This is a genomic window from Paraburkholderia sp. J63 (assembly GCF_905220245.1).
Lineage (GTDB): Bacteria > Pseudomonadota > Gammaproteobacteria > Burkholderiales > Burkholderiaceae > Paraburkholderia.
On the sequence record NZ_CAJMZF010000008.1, the window covers coordinates 205,939 to 221,120 of the forward strand.

Genomic DNA, 15,182 nt, shown 5'->3' on the forward strand with positions numbered 1-15,182 from the left:
CTGGCATGGGCGCGAACCGTCGCCCGGCCGCTCCCGCGCCGCACGACCGTACTTTCCCTCCTTGACGCTCCCGAACCATTTTCTATCCTGCTATTGGGCATCGGGGACTGAAGCACAGCCTTACTGAATTCGCCCTCCCACACGACGGCGCCCCGCTTCCATCGCGGGCGTCGCGCGCGCCGCCGACGCCACGCCCGGCACACCCTTGCGCACGCACGCATCGGTGCGCCGATACGAATCAGCACAAAGGAGACGTCATGTTCCATCAGCTGTTGACTCCCATCGGCAACTCGCTATTTCTCTCGTTCCTCGTGGCCGTGCTGCCGATCGCCGTGGTGCTCGTCCTGCTCGGCTGGGCGCGCCGGCCCGCGTGGCAGGCTTCGCTCGCGGGCCTCGTCGTGGGGCTTATCGTGGCCATCGTGGGTTGGCAGTTTCCGGTCAATCTCGCCATCAGCTCGGTGCTCAACGGCGTGGTCTTCGCGCTGTGGCCGGTCATGTGGATCGTCGTCACGGCCATCCTGCTCTACAACATTGCGCTGCGCTCGGGGCGCTTCGCGGCCTTTCGCATGTGGCTGCTCGACAATCTGCCCAACGACCGGCGCATCGTGCTCGTGGTGGTGGGCTTCTCGTTCGGCGCGCTGTTCGAAGGCATTTCGGGCTTCGGCACGCCCGTCGCGATCACGAGCTCGCTCTTGATCATGCTCGGCTTCCCGACGCTCGAAGCACTCACCTTCACGCTGATCTTCAACACGGCGCCCGTGGCGTTCGGCGCGCTCGGCGTGCCGATCACGGTGCTCGGCGCGGTCACGCACCTGCCCGCCGACGTGCTCGGCCAAATGGTCGGCCGCCAGTTGCCGTTCTTCGCGCTCGCGCTGCCCTTCTACGTGATCACCATCTACGCGGGCGTGGGCGGCATGCTGCGCATCTGGCCGGTGCTGCTGGTCTCGGGCGGCAGCTTCGCGATCACGCAGTTCGTCACCGCGAACTTCATCAACTACAGCCTCACCGACGTGCTCTCGTCGCTCGTCTCGCTGATCCTCACGATCCTGTTCCTGCGCGTCTGGAAGCCCGCGCCCGATGCGCGCTTCGAGATCAAGGTCGACCGCGCGAAGGAAGTGCGCGGCGACATCCCGGGCGCGCAGGGCTGGTATCCGTGGATCATCGTGGCCGTGGTCGTGATTCTCTGGACGATCGCCAAGGTGTTCGCGATCGGCGACATGAAGGTGCCCTGGCCGGGCCTCGACAAGGCCGTCTACATCACGCTGTACAAGACATCGTATGGCGCGGTCTGGGACTTCCAGCCGCTCGGCACGGGCACGGCGATCCTGCTTGCGGCGATCATCACGGCGTTCATCGTGCGGCTGAAGCCCGCCGACTTCGGCGGTGCGATCGTCGACACCTGGGTGCAGACGCGCATCGCCATCCTGACCGTCGCGACCATCGTCGGGCTCGCGTTCCTGATGAACTACTCGGGACTCACCTACACGCTGGGCCTCGGCGTCGCCTCGGTGGGCGCGCTGTTTCCCCTCGTCTCGGCGTTCCTCGGCTGGGTCGCCGTGTTCCTCTCGGGCAGCGACACCTCGGGCAACGCGCTGTTCGGCAATCTCCAGGTGGTGGCCGCGAACCAGCTCAACCTGAACCCCGTGCTGATGGCGGCGACCAATTCGTCGGGCGGCGTGATGGGCAAGATGATCTCGCCGCAGAACATCTCGACGGGCGTCGCCACCACCGATCTCAAGGGCAAGGAAGGTCACGTGTTCGCGAAGACCTTCAAGCACTCGATCCTCTTGACGATCCTGCTCGGCATTCTCGTGTGGCTCCAGCAGAACGTGTTCACGTGGATGATTCCGCCGCATTGAAGGCGCCGTGCGGCACGCGCCGCATGTGAAACGCCATAAAAAAACCGCCTGCGAATACACCGGTTCGCAGGCGGTTTTTTGTCGGCTGCGGCAACCCGTGGGCCGCCCGCCGCATCTCGATGACGCTTACTGCAACTGCTCGACCACGAGGTTCATGATCTCGCGAGCGGGCTGCGACGCGTCGATCTGACCTTTGTCGTCGACGACCGACACGCGGGTCTGGTTCTCGGTCACGGCGCGCACGTTGAGCTTGTACTGCTTCGCGACCTTGTCCTTGTGGCCGTGGAAGAGCTGGCTCCAGAAACCCTGCTCGGCCGAGGTCATGTCCTTCGGATCGACGTAGCGCAGGTAGTAGATGCCCTTCGAGCGGTCGCGGTCGTCCACCGTGAAGTTCGCGCGGTCGAGCGCGACGCCCACGCGCAGCCACGCGCGGTCGTAGGGCTCGGACAGCGTGAGCTCGGTCGAAGTGTACTGGCCACCTGCCACGTTCGCCGAGGATGCGTTGCCCGGCGTGCTCTGACCCACGGCGGCGGCGTTCTGCGCCGCGATGGCGGCCGCTGCCGCGTCAGGCGCCTTCGACGACGCGCTGGTCGCGTTGGCGGCACTGGCGTTGGTCTTCGCATCGGCCTCGGCGGCGATCTGCGCGTCGGGGACGCCCGGCTTCGCGTTCGCGAGCGTCATCATGAGCCGCTTGAGGTACTCGGTTTCGAGCGCCGGATCGTTGGGCTTCGGCTCCCACTTGCTGGTGTCGTTGTTGGTGCCCGTGAGCTGCTCGCTCAGGCCCTTCTGGCTGATGAAGATGTACGTGCCGCCCGTGGGCGACGTTTCGAGGCGCGTGCGGTACTTGTTACGCTCGGCCGTAACGTACGAATTGCCCGTGGCCCACGACAGCGTGTTGCGGATGAGCCCGTCGTTGATCTTCGGATGGGTTTCGTTCCAGTCGGTTTCCATCACGCCCTTGTCGCGCTGGTCGACCACCAGCAGGAAACCCTGCTCCTGCCAGAAGCGGCGCACCTGCGGCCAGACCTGGTCGGGCGTGCGGTTGTCGATGACGAGCCAGCTTTCCGTGCCGTCACGCTGAATGTGCATGCCGGGCACCTGCGGGAGCACCTGGGTCTGGTCGGACGGCGGCGCTTCGGCCTGAACCTGCTTGAGCGCGGACAGCGAGGTCTCGCCGCCCTGCGGGGGCAGCGAGCGCTGGTCGGCCGACTCGTCGAGCATGTTCGGCGGAACGGCCAGCGACGCCTGTTTCGCCTTCGCGTCGCTGCGGTAATCGATCTTGCCGGGCGTCGGCGAGCTGCAGCCGGCGACCAGCCCGCCCGCCATCAGGAGCGCGAGCGCGCGAGCGGCAAGACGTTGGTGAAAATCACTCATGTTCGGGTAATCCCTTCGGCTTAGGCCACGGGCTAGTTTCCGTGGATCAACCAGCCATTTTACCGGCGAGTCGCCGTGCTGTGCAAAAACCGGAGTCCGGCGGCGGTATCGGATGCGTGTCGAGCACGCGAACCGGGCCGGCAGACGATGCGCGAGCCGGTCGCGCAGCCGGTTTCGACCGCCCCGATGTAACGTTCATCCACATTTCAAAAAGTCCTCTCCCAAGCTTCAAGTCAGACAAATTCTCTTTTAAATCAAAGCATTATGAGGAAGCGCGCGCGACCGTCGAGTTTATGCATTTCGGTATCGACGTCATTCGAGCCTTGCACGCGCGACCCGGTGCTAATTTCCCCAAGAAAAAAGAGATAAGTCCGAAGAACACCATACGGAGAGCTTCATGAACACTTGCAGCCGCTTGCAGGCGAGCCGCGTCGCGGCCTTCGCCTGCCTCTTCTCGTGCCTGGCGGCCGGCCCCGCACCGGCCTGGGCGGCCCTCGGCGACACGGTCGCCTCCGGCGTCTCCCCGACGCCCGCGACCGCCGGCGCAACGCTCGCGGGCAGTGCGGCGCGCGTGACGAGCTATGTCGACGCGGGTGGCACGCACTTCAACGAGTACATCGCGAGCCGCAGCGGCGAGATTTTCGCCTACGTGTGGCAAGGCCCCACCCCGCCGGATCTCGATGTGCTGCTCGGTCAATACGCCGCCGCCTGGCGCAGCGGCGCCGCCGCGCTGCACGCGAGCGGACGCGACGGCCTGCACGCGGCGCGCGTCGATACGCCCACGGTCGTCGTCGAGTCGGGTGGCCACATGCGCAGCTATATCGGCCGCGCGTGGCTGCCAGGGGCGCTTCCCGCTGGCGTCACCGAAGGGGATCTGCGATGAGCGCGCCCGCACGACACGCTTCGGAACGCGCCTGGCTCCCGAGCGTGCTCGCAGGCGCAGGGCCGTTCGTGATGGCCGCCATCCTAGCCTTGGCCCTCGCGGGTTGCGGCGGCGACGGCAACAGCGGCACGGTAAGCACCACGATGCCCGCGAGCGCGCCCGCTGCCGCAAGCGCGCCATCGGCCTCGTCCCCGGCGAGCCCGTCATCGCCGGACAGTTCGAGCACGTCGGGCACGGTGCCGCAATCGACTACGCCGAACGTCGTCGCGGTCAGCGTCGCCGCGACGCCCACCTCGACGCGCAACATGCTCATGGCGAGTGTCACCGTGTGCGTGCCGGGCACGAGCACCTGCGCGACCATCGACAACGTGCAGGTCGACACCGGCTCGCAGGGCCTGCGCCTGCTCGCCTCCGCGCTGCCGGCCGGGTTCGCGCTGCCCGCGGTCGCCGCGGGCGCCAGCGCCTCGCCCGCGGGCGAATGCTCGGCCTTCGGCACCGGCTACACGTGGGGCGCGGTGCGCAGCGCCGACGTGCGGCTCGCGGGCGAAGTGGCGCCCGCGCTGCCGATCCAGGTGATCGCCGACGCGTCCGTGCCGACCACGCCGGGCGTCTGCCAGGGCTTCGGGCTCGCGATGATCAACACCACGGCGCTGCGCTCGAACGGCATTCTCGGCGTCGGACCGTTCAGCGCCGACTGCGGGGCGACCTGCGTCAACGGGGCCAATAGTTCGTGGTACTACGCATGCCCTTCGGGCACCTGCACGCCCAGCACGCAGCCGCTCGCGCAGCAGGTGAGCAATCCCGTCGCGGCCTTCGCGACCGACAACAACGGCGTCGTGATCGATCTACCAGCCGTATCCGATACGGGCCAGAGCAGCGTGAGCGGATCGCTGATCTTCGGCATCGGCTCGCAAGCGAACAATGGGCTCGGCGGCGCGACCGTGCTGCGCGCGAACACGGTGTCGGGCTTCGTGACGACCACGACCTCGGACGGCAGCGTCTATGCCCTGAGCTATCTGGACAGCGGCTCGAACGGCTTTTTCTTCTCGGACGCGGCGCTCACGCGCTGCGGCGTCTGGTATTGCCCGAGCGCGCCGCTCAGTATCGGCGCGACGATTCAGGGCACGGACGGCGTGAGCGCGCCGGCCTCGCTCCCGGTCGCGAACGCGCAAATGCTCTTTGCGAGCGGCAACTGGGCGTTCGACAACCTCGCGGGCTACAACGGCAACATGTTCGGCTGGGGCTTGCCGTTCTTCTTCGGGCGGCGCGTCTATACGGCGATCGAAGCCCAGGTGACGCCCGCGGGCACGGGGCCGTATTTCGCGTTCTGAGCCTCGGGCGGGCGCGGCTTACTCGTCGTCGGCGCCCGGCGCGGGCGTGGTCTTCGCGAGTGCGGCCGGCGAGAGCCAGCGGAACGAGAGGAGGCTCCCCGTCTTGTCGTAGGTGCACTCGGCGGCCGTGGACGGAGGCGGCGCCTTGTGCAGGCCGAGCTTCACGGCCAGCGCGGCCATCGGCGTGGTGGGCTTGCTTTCGGCGACCGGCGCCGAGGAGGCCGATGCGGCGGAAGCGGCCGATGCGCCCGACGCGGCGGATACCGCGGGTACCCCGGACGCCGGCACGCCGTGCTGCGCTGTCGAGGCCACCGTCGAAGCCGGCGCCACGGGCGCGCCCGACGCGCCCACGGTGGAAACCACAGGCGCACCGGAAACAGCCGACGCAGCCGACGCGCTGAGCACGCCCGACGCCGGCAGCGCGCCGCGCGCGAGCGTCCCTTCGACGACGACGCGCTTGCCGCGATACGAGACCGCGGTATGGGTGACGGACAATTCGCCCAGCGACGCATTGCCGAGCCGGGTGCGCATTTCCTGCTCGCACGCGCTGGGGTTCTGATACTGCGCGACGCATCCCGCGAGCAAAGTGGCACCGGCGGCGAGGCCGACGAGGCAGGCTTTCCGTTTGTTCATCGCTCTTGTTGCGCTTCTCGCGCGGTTCGGTTTTCAGGCTGGGCAATTGTAGCGTACAGGCCGCGAAGACCCGAGACGCATCGGTCCCTCCGGGCCGCGCGATGGCGCTCGTGCCGATGGCCGCCGCGACCGGCGCATGCGAAGCGCGCCGGCCTGCTATCATCGCGGCTGTATATCCATACAGTGCCGCGCGTGCTTCCCGAAACTCCCGATCCGTTTTATTACCTCGCGAACTTCGAGCGCGCGCTCGCCTCGCTCGATGCGCGCTGCGCCGACCTGTTCGACGCCGCCGAGCGCCGTTTCGTGCAGGGCTTCGGCGCGTTGCCGCGCGCCCCGCGCGCTCTGTTCGTGCGGATGCTGATGCGCAAGGGCCCGCATTTTCGCGCGAGCAAGCTCGATTACGCCGAGATTGGCTGCCCGCGCGCGGCAGCCGCTCCGCTCGTCGAGGCGGGCTGGCTGGACGCCGCGCCCGTGCTCGCGCTCGACGCGCTCGCGGCGCTCGTTACGAAAGCCGAATTGCAGACGCTGGCCGCGCGCCTCGCGGCCGGGATTCAGGCGCACGACGTGCCCGATACTCCTGATTCGCCTGACCTGCCGGGGCCGCTGGACGAGCCGAATGCCGCCGTCCCCGCGCATGCCATACCCGCCTCGCGCACCTCACGCGCGACCCGCGCCGAAACGCTCGAAGCGCTGCAAGCCGCCGCGCCCGAGGCGCGCGGCTGGCCCGCGTGGTTTCCGGGCTCGGCCGATACCGTCTTCCATCTGGCCGCCGCGCCGTTGTGCGAACGGCTCAGGCTGATGTTCTTCGGCAACCTGCGGCAGGACTGGACCGAGTTCGTGCTCGCCGACCTCGGCGTCTATCGTTACGAGCCGGTGCCGCTCGATAGCGCATCGCGCGCATTCCAGCAGCGTGCCGACATCGACGCGTATCTCGCGCTGCGCGACTGCCGCGAGACCTTCGACCTCGCGCCGGACGCGACAAGCGCCGTCGCGGCCCTCGGCAGCGCGCTCGATACGCTCGACACCCTCGCGCCACACACCCGGCACAACGACTGGCTGCGCTCGCGTCACGACCGGGTGCGCCACGCGGCGGGCCAGGCGGCCGAGCGCCTCGGCGAGCAGGCGCTGGCATGGCGCGCCTACGCCGACTGCGGCCACCCCGAGTCGCGCTACCGGCGCGTGCGCGTGCTCGAGCAACTGGGCCGCCGCGACGAAGCCCTCGCGCTCGCCGAAGCAATCACGGGCGCGCCCGCGAACGAGGAGGAAGCGCAGCGCGCGACGCGCACCCTCGCGCGCCTCCAGCGGCGGCGCGCCATAAAGAAAACGCAGACGACGCCCGACACGCCGACTTTCGCAAGCGCCGAACTCACGCTGCCCGCCGCCTGCGCAGGCCTGCGCGTAGAAGAAGCCGCGCGCCAGAAGCTCGAAAGCGCCGAGGCGCCCGTCTTCTACGTCGAGAACACGCTCATCAACAGTCTCTTCGGCCTGCTCTGCTGGCCCGCGCTGTTCGCGCCGCTGCCGGGCGCGTTCTTCCATCCGTTCCAGCGCGGCCCCGCCGACCTGCACGCCGCCGACTTCGTCGCGCGCCGCGCCGGGCTCTTCGCCGCGTGCCTCGCCGAGCTGGAAAGCGGCACCTGGCGCACGACCATCGAGCAGCGTTTCGGCGAGAAGTACGGCACCCAGTCGCCCTACGTCGCGTGGCCCGCGCTCGACACCGCGCTGCTCGCGCTGGCGCTCGACTGCTTTCCGGCCGCGCACCTGAAGCTATGGTTCGAGCGCCTGCTGCGCGAGCCCGGCGCGAACCGTTCGGGCCTGCCCGACCTCGTGCGCTTCTGGCCACGCGAGCGACGTTACGAGCTGATCGAGGTGAAGGGCCCCGGCGACCGGCTGCAGGACAACCAGCGCCGCTGGCTCGCGTACTGCGCCGCGCATGGCCAGCCTGTGACGGTGCTGCAGGTGCGCTGGGCCGAACAGGACAACGCGTCGGCGGCGCCCCTGCCATGAGCTACACCGTCGCGGTCCGGACGCTCTGCGAGTTCACCGCGAAACGCGGCGATCTCGACCTGCGCTTCACGCCTTCGCCCGATGCGAGCGAAGGCCGCGCGGGCCACGCCGCGATCGCCGCGCGCAGGCCCACAGGCTACGAGACCGAAATCGCGCTCGCGGGCACGTTCGGCACGCTCACCGTGCGCGGCCGCGCCGACGGCTACGACCCGGCCCGCCAGCGGCTCGAAGAGTTCAAGACCTATCGCGGCGATCTGGACGCGATGCGCGAGAACCAGCGCGTGCTGCACTGGGCGCAACTGCGCGTCTATGGCGCGCTGATGTGCGAGAAGCTTGGCGTCGACGCGATCGAGCTCGCGCTCGTCTATTACGAGGTCGGCTCGGGCCGCGAGACGGCGCTGGTCGAGCACGCGAGCGCGCAGCAACTGCGTGCCGAATTCGAATCGCAGTGCGAACGTTTCATCGCGTGGGCGGAACAGGAGAGCGCGCATCGCGCGGCGCGCGACATGGCGCTCGCGGCATTGCGCCTCCCGCATGCCACGTTCCGCGAAGGCCAGCGCGATCTCGCCGAGGCCGTGTGGCGCGCGGCAACGCAGGGACGTTGCCTGCTCGTCGAAGCGCCCACCGGCATCGGCAAGACCATCGGCACGCTGTTCCCGCAACTGAAGGCCTGCGCGCGCGCCGGCATCGACAAGGTGCTGTTCCTGAGCGCGAAAAGCCCGGGACGCCAGCTCGCACTCGATGCGCTCGGCACGCTTGCCGCCGCCCAGATCGATGACGAACCTCGCGATAACGAACGGCGCGAGCGAGCCCCGCTGCCGCTGCGCGTCCTCGAACTCGTCGCGCGCGAGAAAGCCTGCGAGCATCCCGACCTCGCGTGTCACGGACAATCGTGTCCGCTCGCACGCGGCTTCTACGACCGCCTGCCCGCCGCACGCGCCGCCGCCCTCGCGCGCGCGCGGCTCGACCGCGCCGCGCTGCGCGAGGTCGCGCGCGATCATGCGGTGTGCCCGTACTATCTCGGCCAGGAACTCGCGCGCTGGAGCGACGTGATCGTCGGCGACTACAACTATTACTTCGACGTGAGCGCGATGCTGTTCATGCTCGGCGCCCACAACCAGTGGCGCACGAGCGTGCTCGTGGACGAGGCGCACAATCTGCCCGAGCGCGCCCGCGCGATGTATTCGGCCGAACTCGTGCAGACGCGTCTCGATGCTGTGCGGCGCGGCGCCAGCGCGCCCGTGAAGCGCGCGCTCACGCGTCTCGCGCGCCACTGGAACGCGCAGAACGCCGTGCAGCCGCACGCGTGGCGCGCGAGCGAGACGCTGCCCGAAGGCCTCGTCGCGGCGCTCGGCGACGCCATCGCCGCGATGGGCGACCAGCTCGCACAACCAGCGCTCGTGCGCGACGCCGAGCTCGAACGCTTCTATTTCGACGCGCTGCACTTCGTGCGCATGGCCGAGCGCTTCGACGCACAATCGATCTTCGACGTCACGCCGCTCGCCGCACGCGACGCGAAGCGCACGCGTTCGACGCTCTGCATCCGCAATATCGTGCCCGCCGGCGCGCTGCGCGCACGCATGGCGGCGGCCCATAGCGTGACGCTCTTTTCGGCGACGCTCGCGCCCACGCACTACTACACCGAGATGCTCGGCCTGCCCGCGAACACGGTGAAGGTGGAGATCGGCACGCCGTTTCGCGCCGAGCAGCTCGACGTGCGGATCGCGCGCGATATCTCGACGCGCTACAAAGATCGCGAGCGTTCGCTCGACGCGCTCGTCGCGCGCATCGCGAAGCAATACGACGCGCGTCCTGGCAACTACCTGTGCTTCTTCAGCAGTTACGACTATCTCCAGCTTGCCGCCGATGCGTTCGTCGTGCGGCATCCGCACGTGAGCGTATGGATGCAGTCGCGCACGATGGACGAAGCGCAGCAGCAGACCTTCGTCGCGCGCTTCGTGGAGGGCGGCTGCGGGATCGGCTTTGCCGTGCTTGGCGGCGCATTCGGCGAAGGCATCGACCTGCCCGGCACGCGCCTCATCGGCACCTTCATCGCGACGCTCGGCATGCCGCAGGTGAATCCCGTCAACGAAGCGATGCGCGAGCGCATGCAAACGCTCTATGGCGCCGGATTCGACTACACCTATCTGATCCCGGGGCTGCGCAAGGTCGTGCAGGCCGCGGGCCGCGTGATCCGCTCGGAGCATGACCGCGGCGTCGTGCATCTGCTCGACGACCGCTTTGCGCGGCCGGACGTGCGCGCGCTGTTGCCGGCGTGGTGGCGAATCGGCTAACACAATACCGTCTGCATTCCGAATTAAATTACGCGGCATGGAATCGGCGCCGCGAGTGGCGCCGATTGTTTCGTCACGGGCTCAGACCGCCTTCGACTTCCCGCCGCCCTTGCCGCCCTTCTTCGGCGGCGGGGGTGGCGGATCGCCCTCGGCGTCATCGGCGGCGATTTCCGGCGCGACCTCCTTCACGTCCGGCTTCGCGCCTTTCCCGTCGCCCTTCGCCTTTTTCCCCGGCTTGTTTTCGGGCACATCGGGCGGCACGGCGAGCTTGCTGATGGTCACTTCATGATTCGCCGTGTCGTAGCCGATCTCGGCGGTGTCGCCCGTTTGCAGCGCGTCCCCGAGCATCTCCCTGGCAAGCCGCGTCTCCACTTCCTGGCGGATCTGGCGCTTCAGTTCGCGCGCGCCGAACTCGGGTTGATAGCCGGCCTCGACCAGATGCGCGACGAGCGCGTCGCTCATCTTCAGCGTGATGCCCTGCGCGGCCGCGGTGCGCTTCACGCGATCGAGCTGGATCTGCACGATCGATTGAATGTTCTCGCGCGAGAGCGCATGGAACACGATGATCTCGTCGATGCGATTGAGAAACTCGGGGCGGAAGTGTCCCTTGAGCACCTTCATGAGCTCGTCGCGCAGCGCCTTGTCGTTCATGCGCGACGCGGCCGGACGCTCGAGATTCTCCATGATGATCGGCGCGCCCAGATTGCTCGTGGCGATGATGATCGTGTTGCTGAAGTCGACCACGCGGCCCTTGCCATCGGTGAGCCGGCCGTCGTCGAACACCTGGAGCAGCACGTTGTAGACGTCCGGGTGCGCCTTCTCGATCTCGTCGAGCAGGATCACGCTATAGGGACGACGCCGCACGCGCTCGGTGAGCTGGCCGCCTTCGTCATAGCCCACATAGCCGGGCGGCGCGCCGATCAGACGCGCCACGGCGTGGCGCTCCATGTACTCGCTCATGTCGATGCGGATGATGGCCTGCTCGTCGCCGAACACGGTTTCCGCGAGCGCCTTCGCCAGCTCGGTCTTGCCCACGCCGGTGGGCCCGAGGAACAGGAAGGTCGCAATGGGCCGATGTTCCTGGCCAAGCCCCGCACGCGAAAGACGCACCGCGTCGCTGACCGCGACCACGGCGTCGCTCTGACCGACCACGCGCTCGCGCAGCTTCTCCTCCATCTTGAGGAGCTTCTGGCGCTCTTCCTGCGTGAGGTCGGCCACGGGGATGCCGGTGAGACGCGAGACCACTTCGGCAATGGACGCCACCGTCACTTCGAGCGTCTCGGAGCCGGTCTTGCGCTGCCACGCCTCGGTAAGCTCGTCGAGCTTGGCCTGCTTCTCATTGATACGTTCTTCGAAGTTTTTTGCCTCGTCGAAGCGCTTGCGCGAAGCCGCATAGTCCTGCTCGCGCTTCAATTGCGCGATCTCCGCTTCGAGTTCCTGCATGTCGGCGGGCCGCGAGGTCGCGCCGATGCGCACACGCGCCGCCGCCTGATCGATCAGATCGATCGCCTTGTCGGGCAGAAAGCGCGAAGTGATGTAGCGGTCCGACAGTTCGGCCGCCGCGACGAACGCGTCGTCGGCGAAAGTGACCTGGTGGTGCGCTTCGAGCTTGTCGCGCAGGCCGCGCAGAATCACGATCGTCTGCTCGACGGTCGGCTCCGGCACGAGCACGGGCTGGAAGCGCCGCTCGAGCGCCGCGTCCTTCTCGATGTACTTCTGGTACTCGTTGAGCGTGGTCGCACCGATGAGGCTCAGCTCGCCGCGCGCGAGCGCGGGCTTGAGTACGTTGGCGATGTCGAGGCCGCCCTCGCCCCCGCCCTGCCCCGCGCCCACGATCGTATGCAGTTCGTCGATGAAGAGAATGAGCTCGTCGTTCTTCGCCGTCACCTCGTCGATCAACTGCTTCGCGCGCTCCTCGAACTCACCGCGATACTTCGCACCCGCGACCATCGAGTTGATGTTCACTTCGACGAGCCGCTTGCCGCGCAACACCTCGGGCACGTCGCCGTTCACGATGCGCTGCGCGAGCCCTTCGACGATGGCGGTCTTGCCCACGCCGGGCTCGCCGATCAGCACCGGATTGTTTTTCTTGCGCCGCGCGAGCACTTCGATCGTGCTTTCGATTTCCTGCGCGCGGCCCAGCACCGGATCGAGCTTGCCCTGGCGCGCGAGCGCCGTGAGATCGCGGCCGAACTTGTCGAGGTTCGGCGTACCGGTGGGCGCGTCCACGCGGCCGTCCTCGGCGCCCTTGCCCACGACTTTGACGACTTTCTGGCGCAGCGCCTCGGGCGTCACGCCGTACTTCTTGAGCAGCGCGCCCGCGATGCTGTCCGGCACCGCCGCGAGCCCGATCAGCAAATGCTCGGGACCGACGTACGAGTGGCCCAGATCGCGCGAGGCCTGGAACGCAAACTGAAACGCCTTCTTCAGGCGCGGCGAGATCGTCATCTTGTCGATGGGCGCATCGGGGTCGGCGCTGCCCTTTTGCGCGTGCTGGTCGATATAGCCTTTGATGTCCTGCGGCGAGAGCTTCAATTCCTTAAGGAGTGCCGCACAAACGTCGGTATCGGCGAGCACGTAGAGCAGATGCTCGGTGTCGAGCTCGGTACGCCGCAACTCGTGGGCCTTTTCGGCGGCGCGTTGCAGGATTTCGAGCGTTTGCTCGCTGAATGCATCGGTGGCGTCGACGGATTCGCGCGGCACCTCGGCGGCGAAGCCCGGACCTTCGTCGTCGTCGTGATCACCTTCACCGCCCATGTCGCCGCCGAAGAAGCGCGAGAGACCGCCGCCACCGAGCAGCGAGTCGAACGGATTGAGTGCACTTTGATGACGCATCAATTGCCGATAGTCGTAATCGCATATCGACATGGACTTGCGCTGGCCGTTTTGCACGACCGTCACGCGCGCGACGGCGGGTCGCGCATTGCAGATTTCGCAGAGGGCAGGCATGGTCGACTTGTCTCCAGTTCGGCGCCGTTGCGCGTGATGCGAACGGCACGGCGCATCGCACGGATGCATCGGAAAAGTGACAGAGCGGCGGCGGCTCGCGCGCGAGACGCGGCGCCGCGGCAGACATCGCTGCGCCGGCGGCGGAGCGCACGGCGGACACACGACGAGTCGATTGTGGCAGGAAAAATGGCGGCTCGCTCCGAGCGTGCATCGGGGCGTGCGAAGCGCCCGGGCGAGCGCCAATGCGCGGTTTTACAGCGAGGATCCACGACCTCGCTTCACGGTCTTGTCATATGAAAGCCGTAATGGGGCCGCGAACTTTTTTTCAGGCGCCGAGGGAGAATACTGGTTCTAGCGCGCGATAGAGCGCGCGAAACGTCGGACGGCGCGCTTCGCGATACCACGCGTGACGGCCGGCGTCGGGCTCGCGCACGGCCAGCACCGGCGGCTGCGGACAGACGGCGGCGAGCGGTGCATCGGGTTCGAGCGCGAGATGCGCGAGGCGCGCCGCCCCCAAGGCCGGACCCACCTCACCGCCCGCGCGCAGCGTGAGCGCCCGCCCGCTGATGTCGGCAAGCATCTGCGTCCACCACGCGCTACGCGAGCCGCCGCCGATCACCGTGATCGTCTCGGGCACGAGCCCCGCCGCGTGCAGCGCATCCATGCCGTCAAGCAGCGCGAAGCCCACGCCTTCGAGCGTGGCGTTGGCGAGATCGGTGCGCGTGGTCTGCGGCGTCATCCCGTAGAACACGCCCTTCGCGTTGACGTTGTTATGCGGCGTGCGCTCGCCGCTCAGATAGGGCAGGAACCAGGGCCTGCGCGAATCGATTCCCGTGCCCGCATGCGCTTGCGCATCGGCGAGCAGCGCGGCGACGCTTTCATGGCCCGTCAGGCGCGCCGTGAAATCGAGGCAGCTCGCGGCGTTGAGCATCACCGACATCAGATGCCACGTATGCGGCAACGCATGGCAGAAGCTATGGACCGCGGAATCGGGATTCGCGAGAAAGCCATCCGAGACCGCGAAATAGACCCCCGATGTGCCCAGCGACAGCATCGCATCGCCGGGCCGCACGATCCCCACGCCCACCGCGCCCGCCGCGTTGTCGCCGCCGCCCGCCACCACCGGAATCTCGCGCAAGCCGAATTCGCGCGCGATCTCGGCCCGCAGCGTACCGGTCACTTCATTGCCTTCGAAGACCTCGGGCATCTGCGCGCGCGTCAGGCCGCACGCGGATAGCAACGCGTCGCTATAGTCGCGCTTCGCCACGTCGAGCCAGAGCGTGCCGGCCGCATCGGACGGATCGGTGGCGAATACGCCCGTCATCAACCAGCGCAGATAATCCTTCGGCAACAGCACGTGCGCAATGCGCGCGAAGACGTCGGGCTCGTGCTTGCGCACCCAGAGCAGCTTGGGCGCGGTGAACCCCGGCATGGCGAGATTGCCGGCCAGCGCATGGAGGTCGGGCACGGCCTTTTCGAGCTCGATACATTCGGTGTCCGAACGACCGTCGTTCCAGAGGATCGCCGCTCGCAGCACCTCGCCTTTCGCATCGAGCAGCGTCGCGCCGTGCATCTGGCCGGTGAGGCCCAGCGCTTCGATACGAGCCGTCTCGATGCCATTGCGGCGCACTTCATCGAGCAGCTCGCGCAGCGCGCTGCGCGTGGCGCGCCACCAGTCCTGCGGAGCCTGCTCGGACCAGCGCGGCTGCGGCCGGCTCGCCGTAAGCGGCGCGCTCGCGCTGCCGAGCACGTCGCCGGCGCGGTCGAGCAGCACGGCCTTCACGCCCGAGGTGCCGAGGTCGATACCGATAAACATGTCTGCGTCCTTTCTCGTGCCCTCTCGTCCTTTCTCGTG

11 protein-coding genes are annotated in these 15,182 nt (G+C 67.9%); 6 read left to right on the plus strand and 5 right to left on the minus strand.

What is annotated here, in order from left to right:
• Positions 1-257 precede the first annotated feature (257 nt).
• On the plus strand, positions 258-1,859 hold the full coding sequence (locus tag U5775_RS11845; protein ID WP_322058320.1) for an L-lactate permease: 1,602 nt from the start codon (positions 258-260) through the stop codon (positions 1,857-1,859).
• A 126-nt stretch (positions 1,860-1,985) separates the two neighbouring features.
• Here the strand turns inward: U5775_RS11845 and bamC are convergent, their stop codons facing one another.
• Entirely contained in the window at positions 1,986-3,233 is a 1,248-nt protein-coding gene (gene bamC / locus U5775_RS11850; protein WP_322058321.1) for an outer membrane protein assembly factor BamC, read from the minus strand.
• 41 nt (positions 3,234-3,274) lie between these two features.
• Here bamC and U5775_RS11855 point away from each other — a divergent pair, with 41 nt between their 5' ends.
• Together U5775_RS11855 and U5775_RS11860 are read left to right on the plus strand one after the other, a co-directional pair.
• Positions 3,275-3,634: a hypothetical protein gene (locus tag U5775_RS11855; protein WP_322058322.1), complete on the plus strand. Its 360-nt coding sequence runs from the start codon at positions 3,275-3,277 to the stop codon at positions 3,632-3,634.
• On the plus strand, positions 3,631-4,116 hold the full coding sequence (locus U5775_RS11860; RefSeq protein ID WP_322058323.1) for a DUF2844 domain-containing protein: 486 nt from the start codon (positions 3,631-3,633) through the stop codon (positions 4,114-4,116). Before U5775_RS11855 ends, U5775_RS11860 begins: the two co-directional genes overlap by 4 nt.
• Here the strand turns inward: U5775_RS11860 and U5775_RS11865 are convergent.
• Positions 4,094-4,429, minus strand: coding sequence for a hypothetical protein (locus tag U5775_RS11865; RefSeq protein WP_322058324.1), 336 nt, complete (start codon positions 4,427-4,429; stop codon positions 4,094-4,096). The two genes, U5775_RS11860 and U5775_RS11865, sit on opposite strands and share 23 nt — an antisense overlap.
• Here U5775_RS11865 and U5775_RS11870 point away from each other — a divergent pair.
• A complete protein-coding gene (locus tag U5775_RS11870) occupies positions 4,422-5,447 on the plus strand; it encodes a DUF3443 domain-containing protein (protein WP_322058325.1) in 1,026 nt (341 codons plus the stop codon). The genes U5775_RS11865 and U5775_RS11870 overlap by 8 nt on opposite strands.
• Positions 5,448-5,465: 18 nt before the next feature.
• Here the strand turns inward: U5775_RS11870 and U5775_RS11875 are convergent, their stop codons facing one another.
• Positions 5,466-6,080 carry a hypothetical protein gene (locus tag U5775_RS11875; protein WP_322058326.1) on the minus strand — a complete coding sequence of 205 codons (615 nt, stop codon included), beginning with the start codon at positions 6,078-6,080 and terminating at the stop codon, positions 5,466-5,468.
• Positions 6,081-6,272: 192 nt separating this feature from the next.
• On the opposite strand from U5775_RS11875, the gene U5775_RS11880 reads away from it, so the two are divergent.
• On the plus strand, positions 6,273-8,084 hold the full coding sequence (locus U5775_RS11880) for a VRR-NUC domain-containing protein (protein ID WP_322058327.1): 1,812 nt from the start codon (positions 6,273-6,275) through the stop codon (positions 8,082-8,084).
• Entirely contained in the window at positions 8,081-10,378 is a 2,298-nt protein-coding gene (locus U5775_RS11885) for an ATP-dependent DNA helicase (RefSeq protein WP_322058328.1), read from the plus strand. Before U5775_RS11880 ends, U5775_RS11885 begins: the two co-directional genes overlap by 4 nt.
• An 81-nt stretch (positions 10,379-10,459) precedes the next feature.
• Here the strand turns inward: U5775_RS11885 and U5775_RS11890 are convergent, their stop codons facing one another.
• Both U5775_RS11890 and xylB read right to left on the minus strand, forming a co-directional pair.
• Positions 10,460-13,327, minus strand: a complete 2,868-nt coding sequence (locus tag U5775_RS11890; protein WP_322058329.1) for an ATP-dependent Clp protease ATP-binding subunit — start codon at positions 13,325-13,327, stop codon at positions 10,460-10,462.
• Between the two features lie 325 nt (positions 13,328-13,652).
• Complete coding sequence (gene xylB, locus U5775_RS11895; protein WP_322058330.1) at positions 13,653-15,143, minus strand: xylulokinase; 1,491 nt, start codon at positions 15,141-15,143, stop codon at positions 13,653-13,655.
• Positions 15,144-15,182 lie beyond the last annotated feature (39 nt).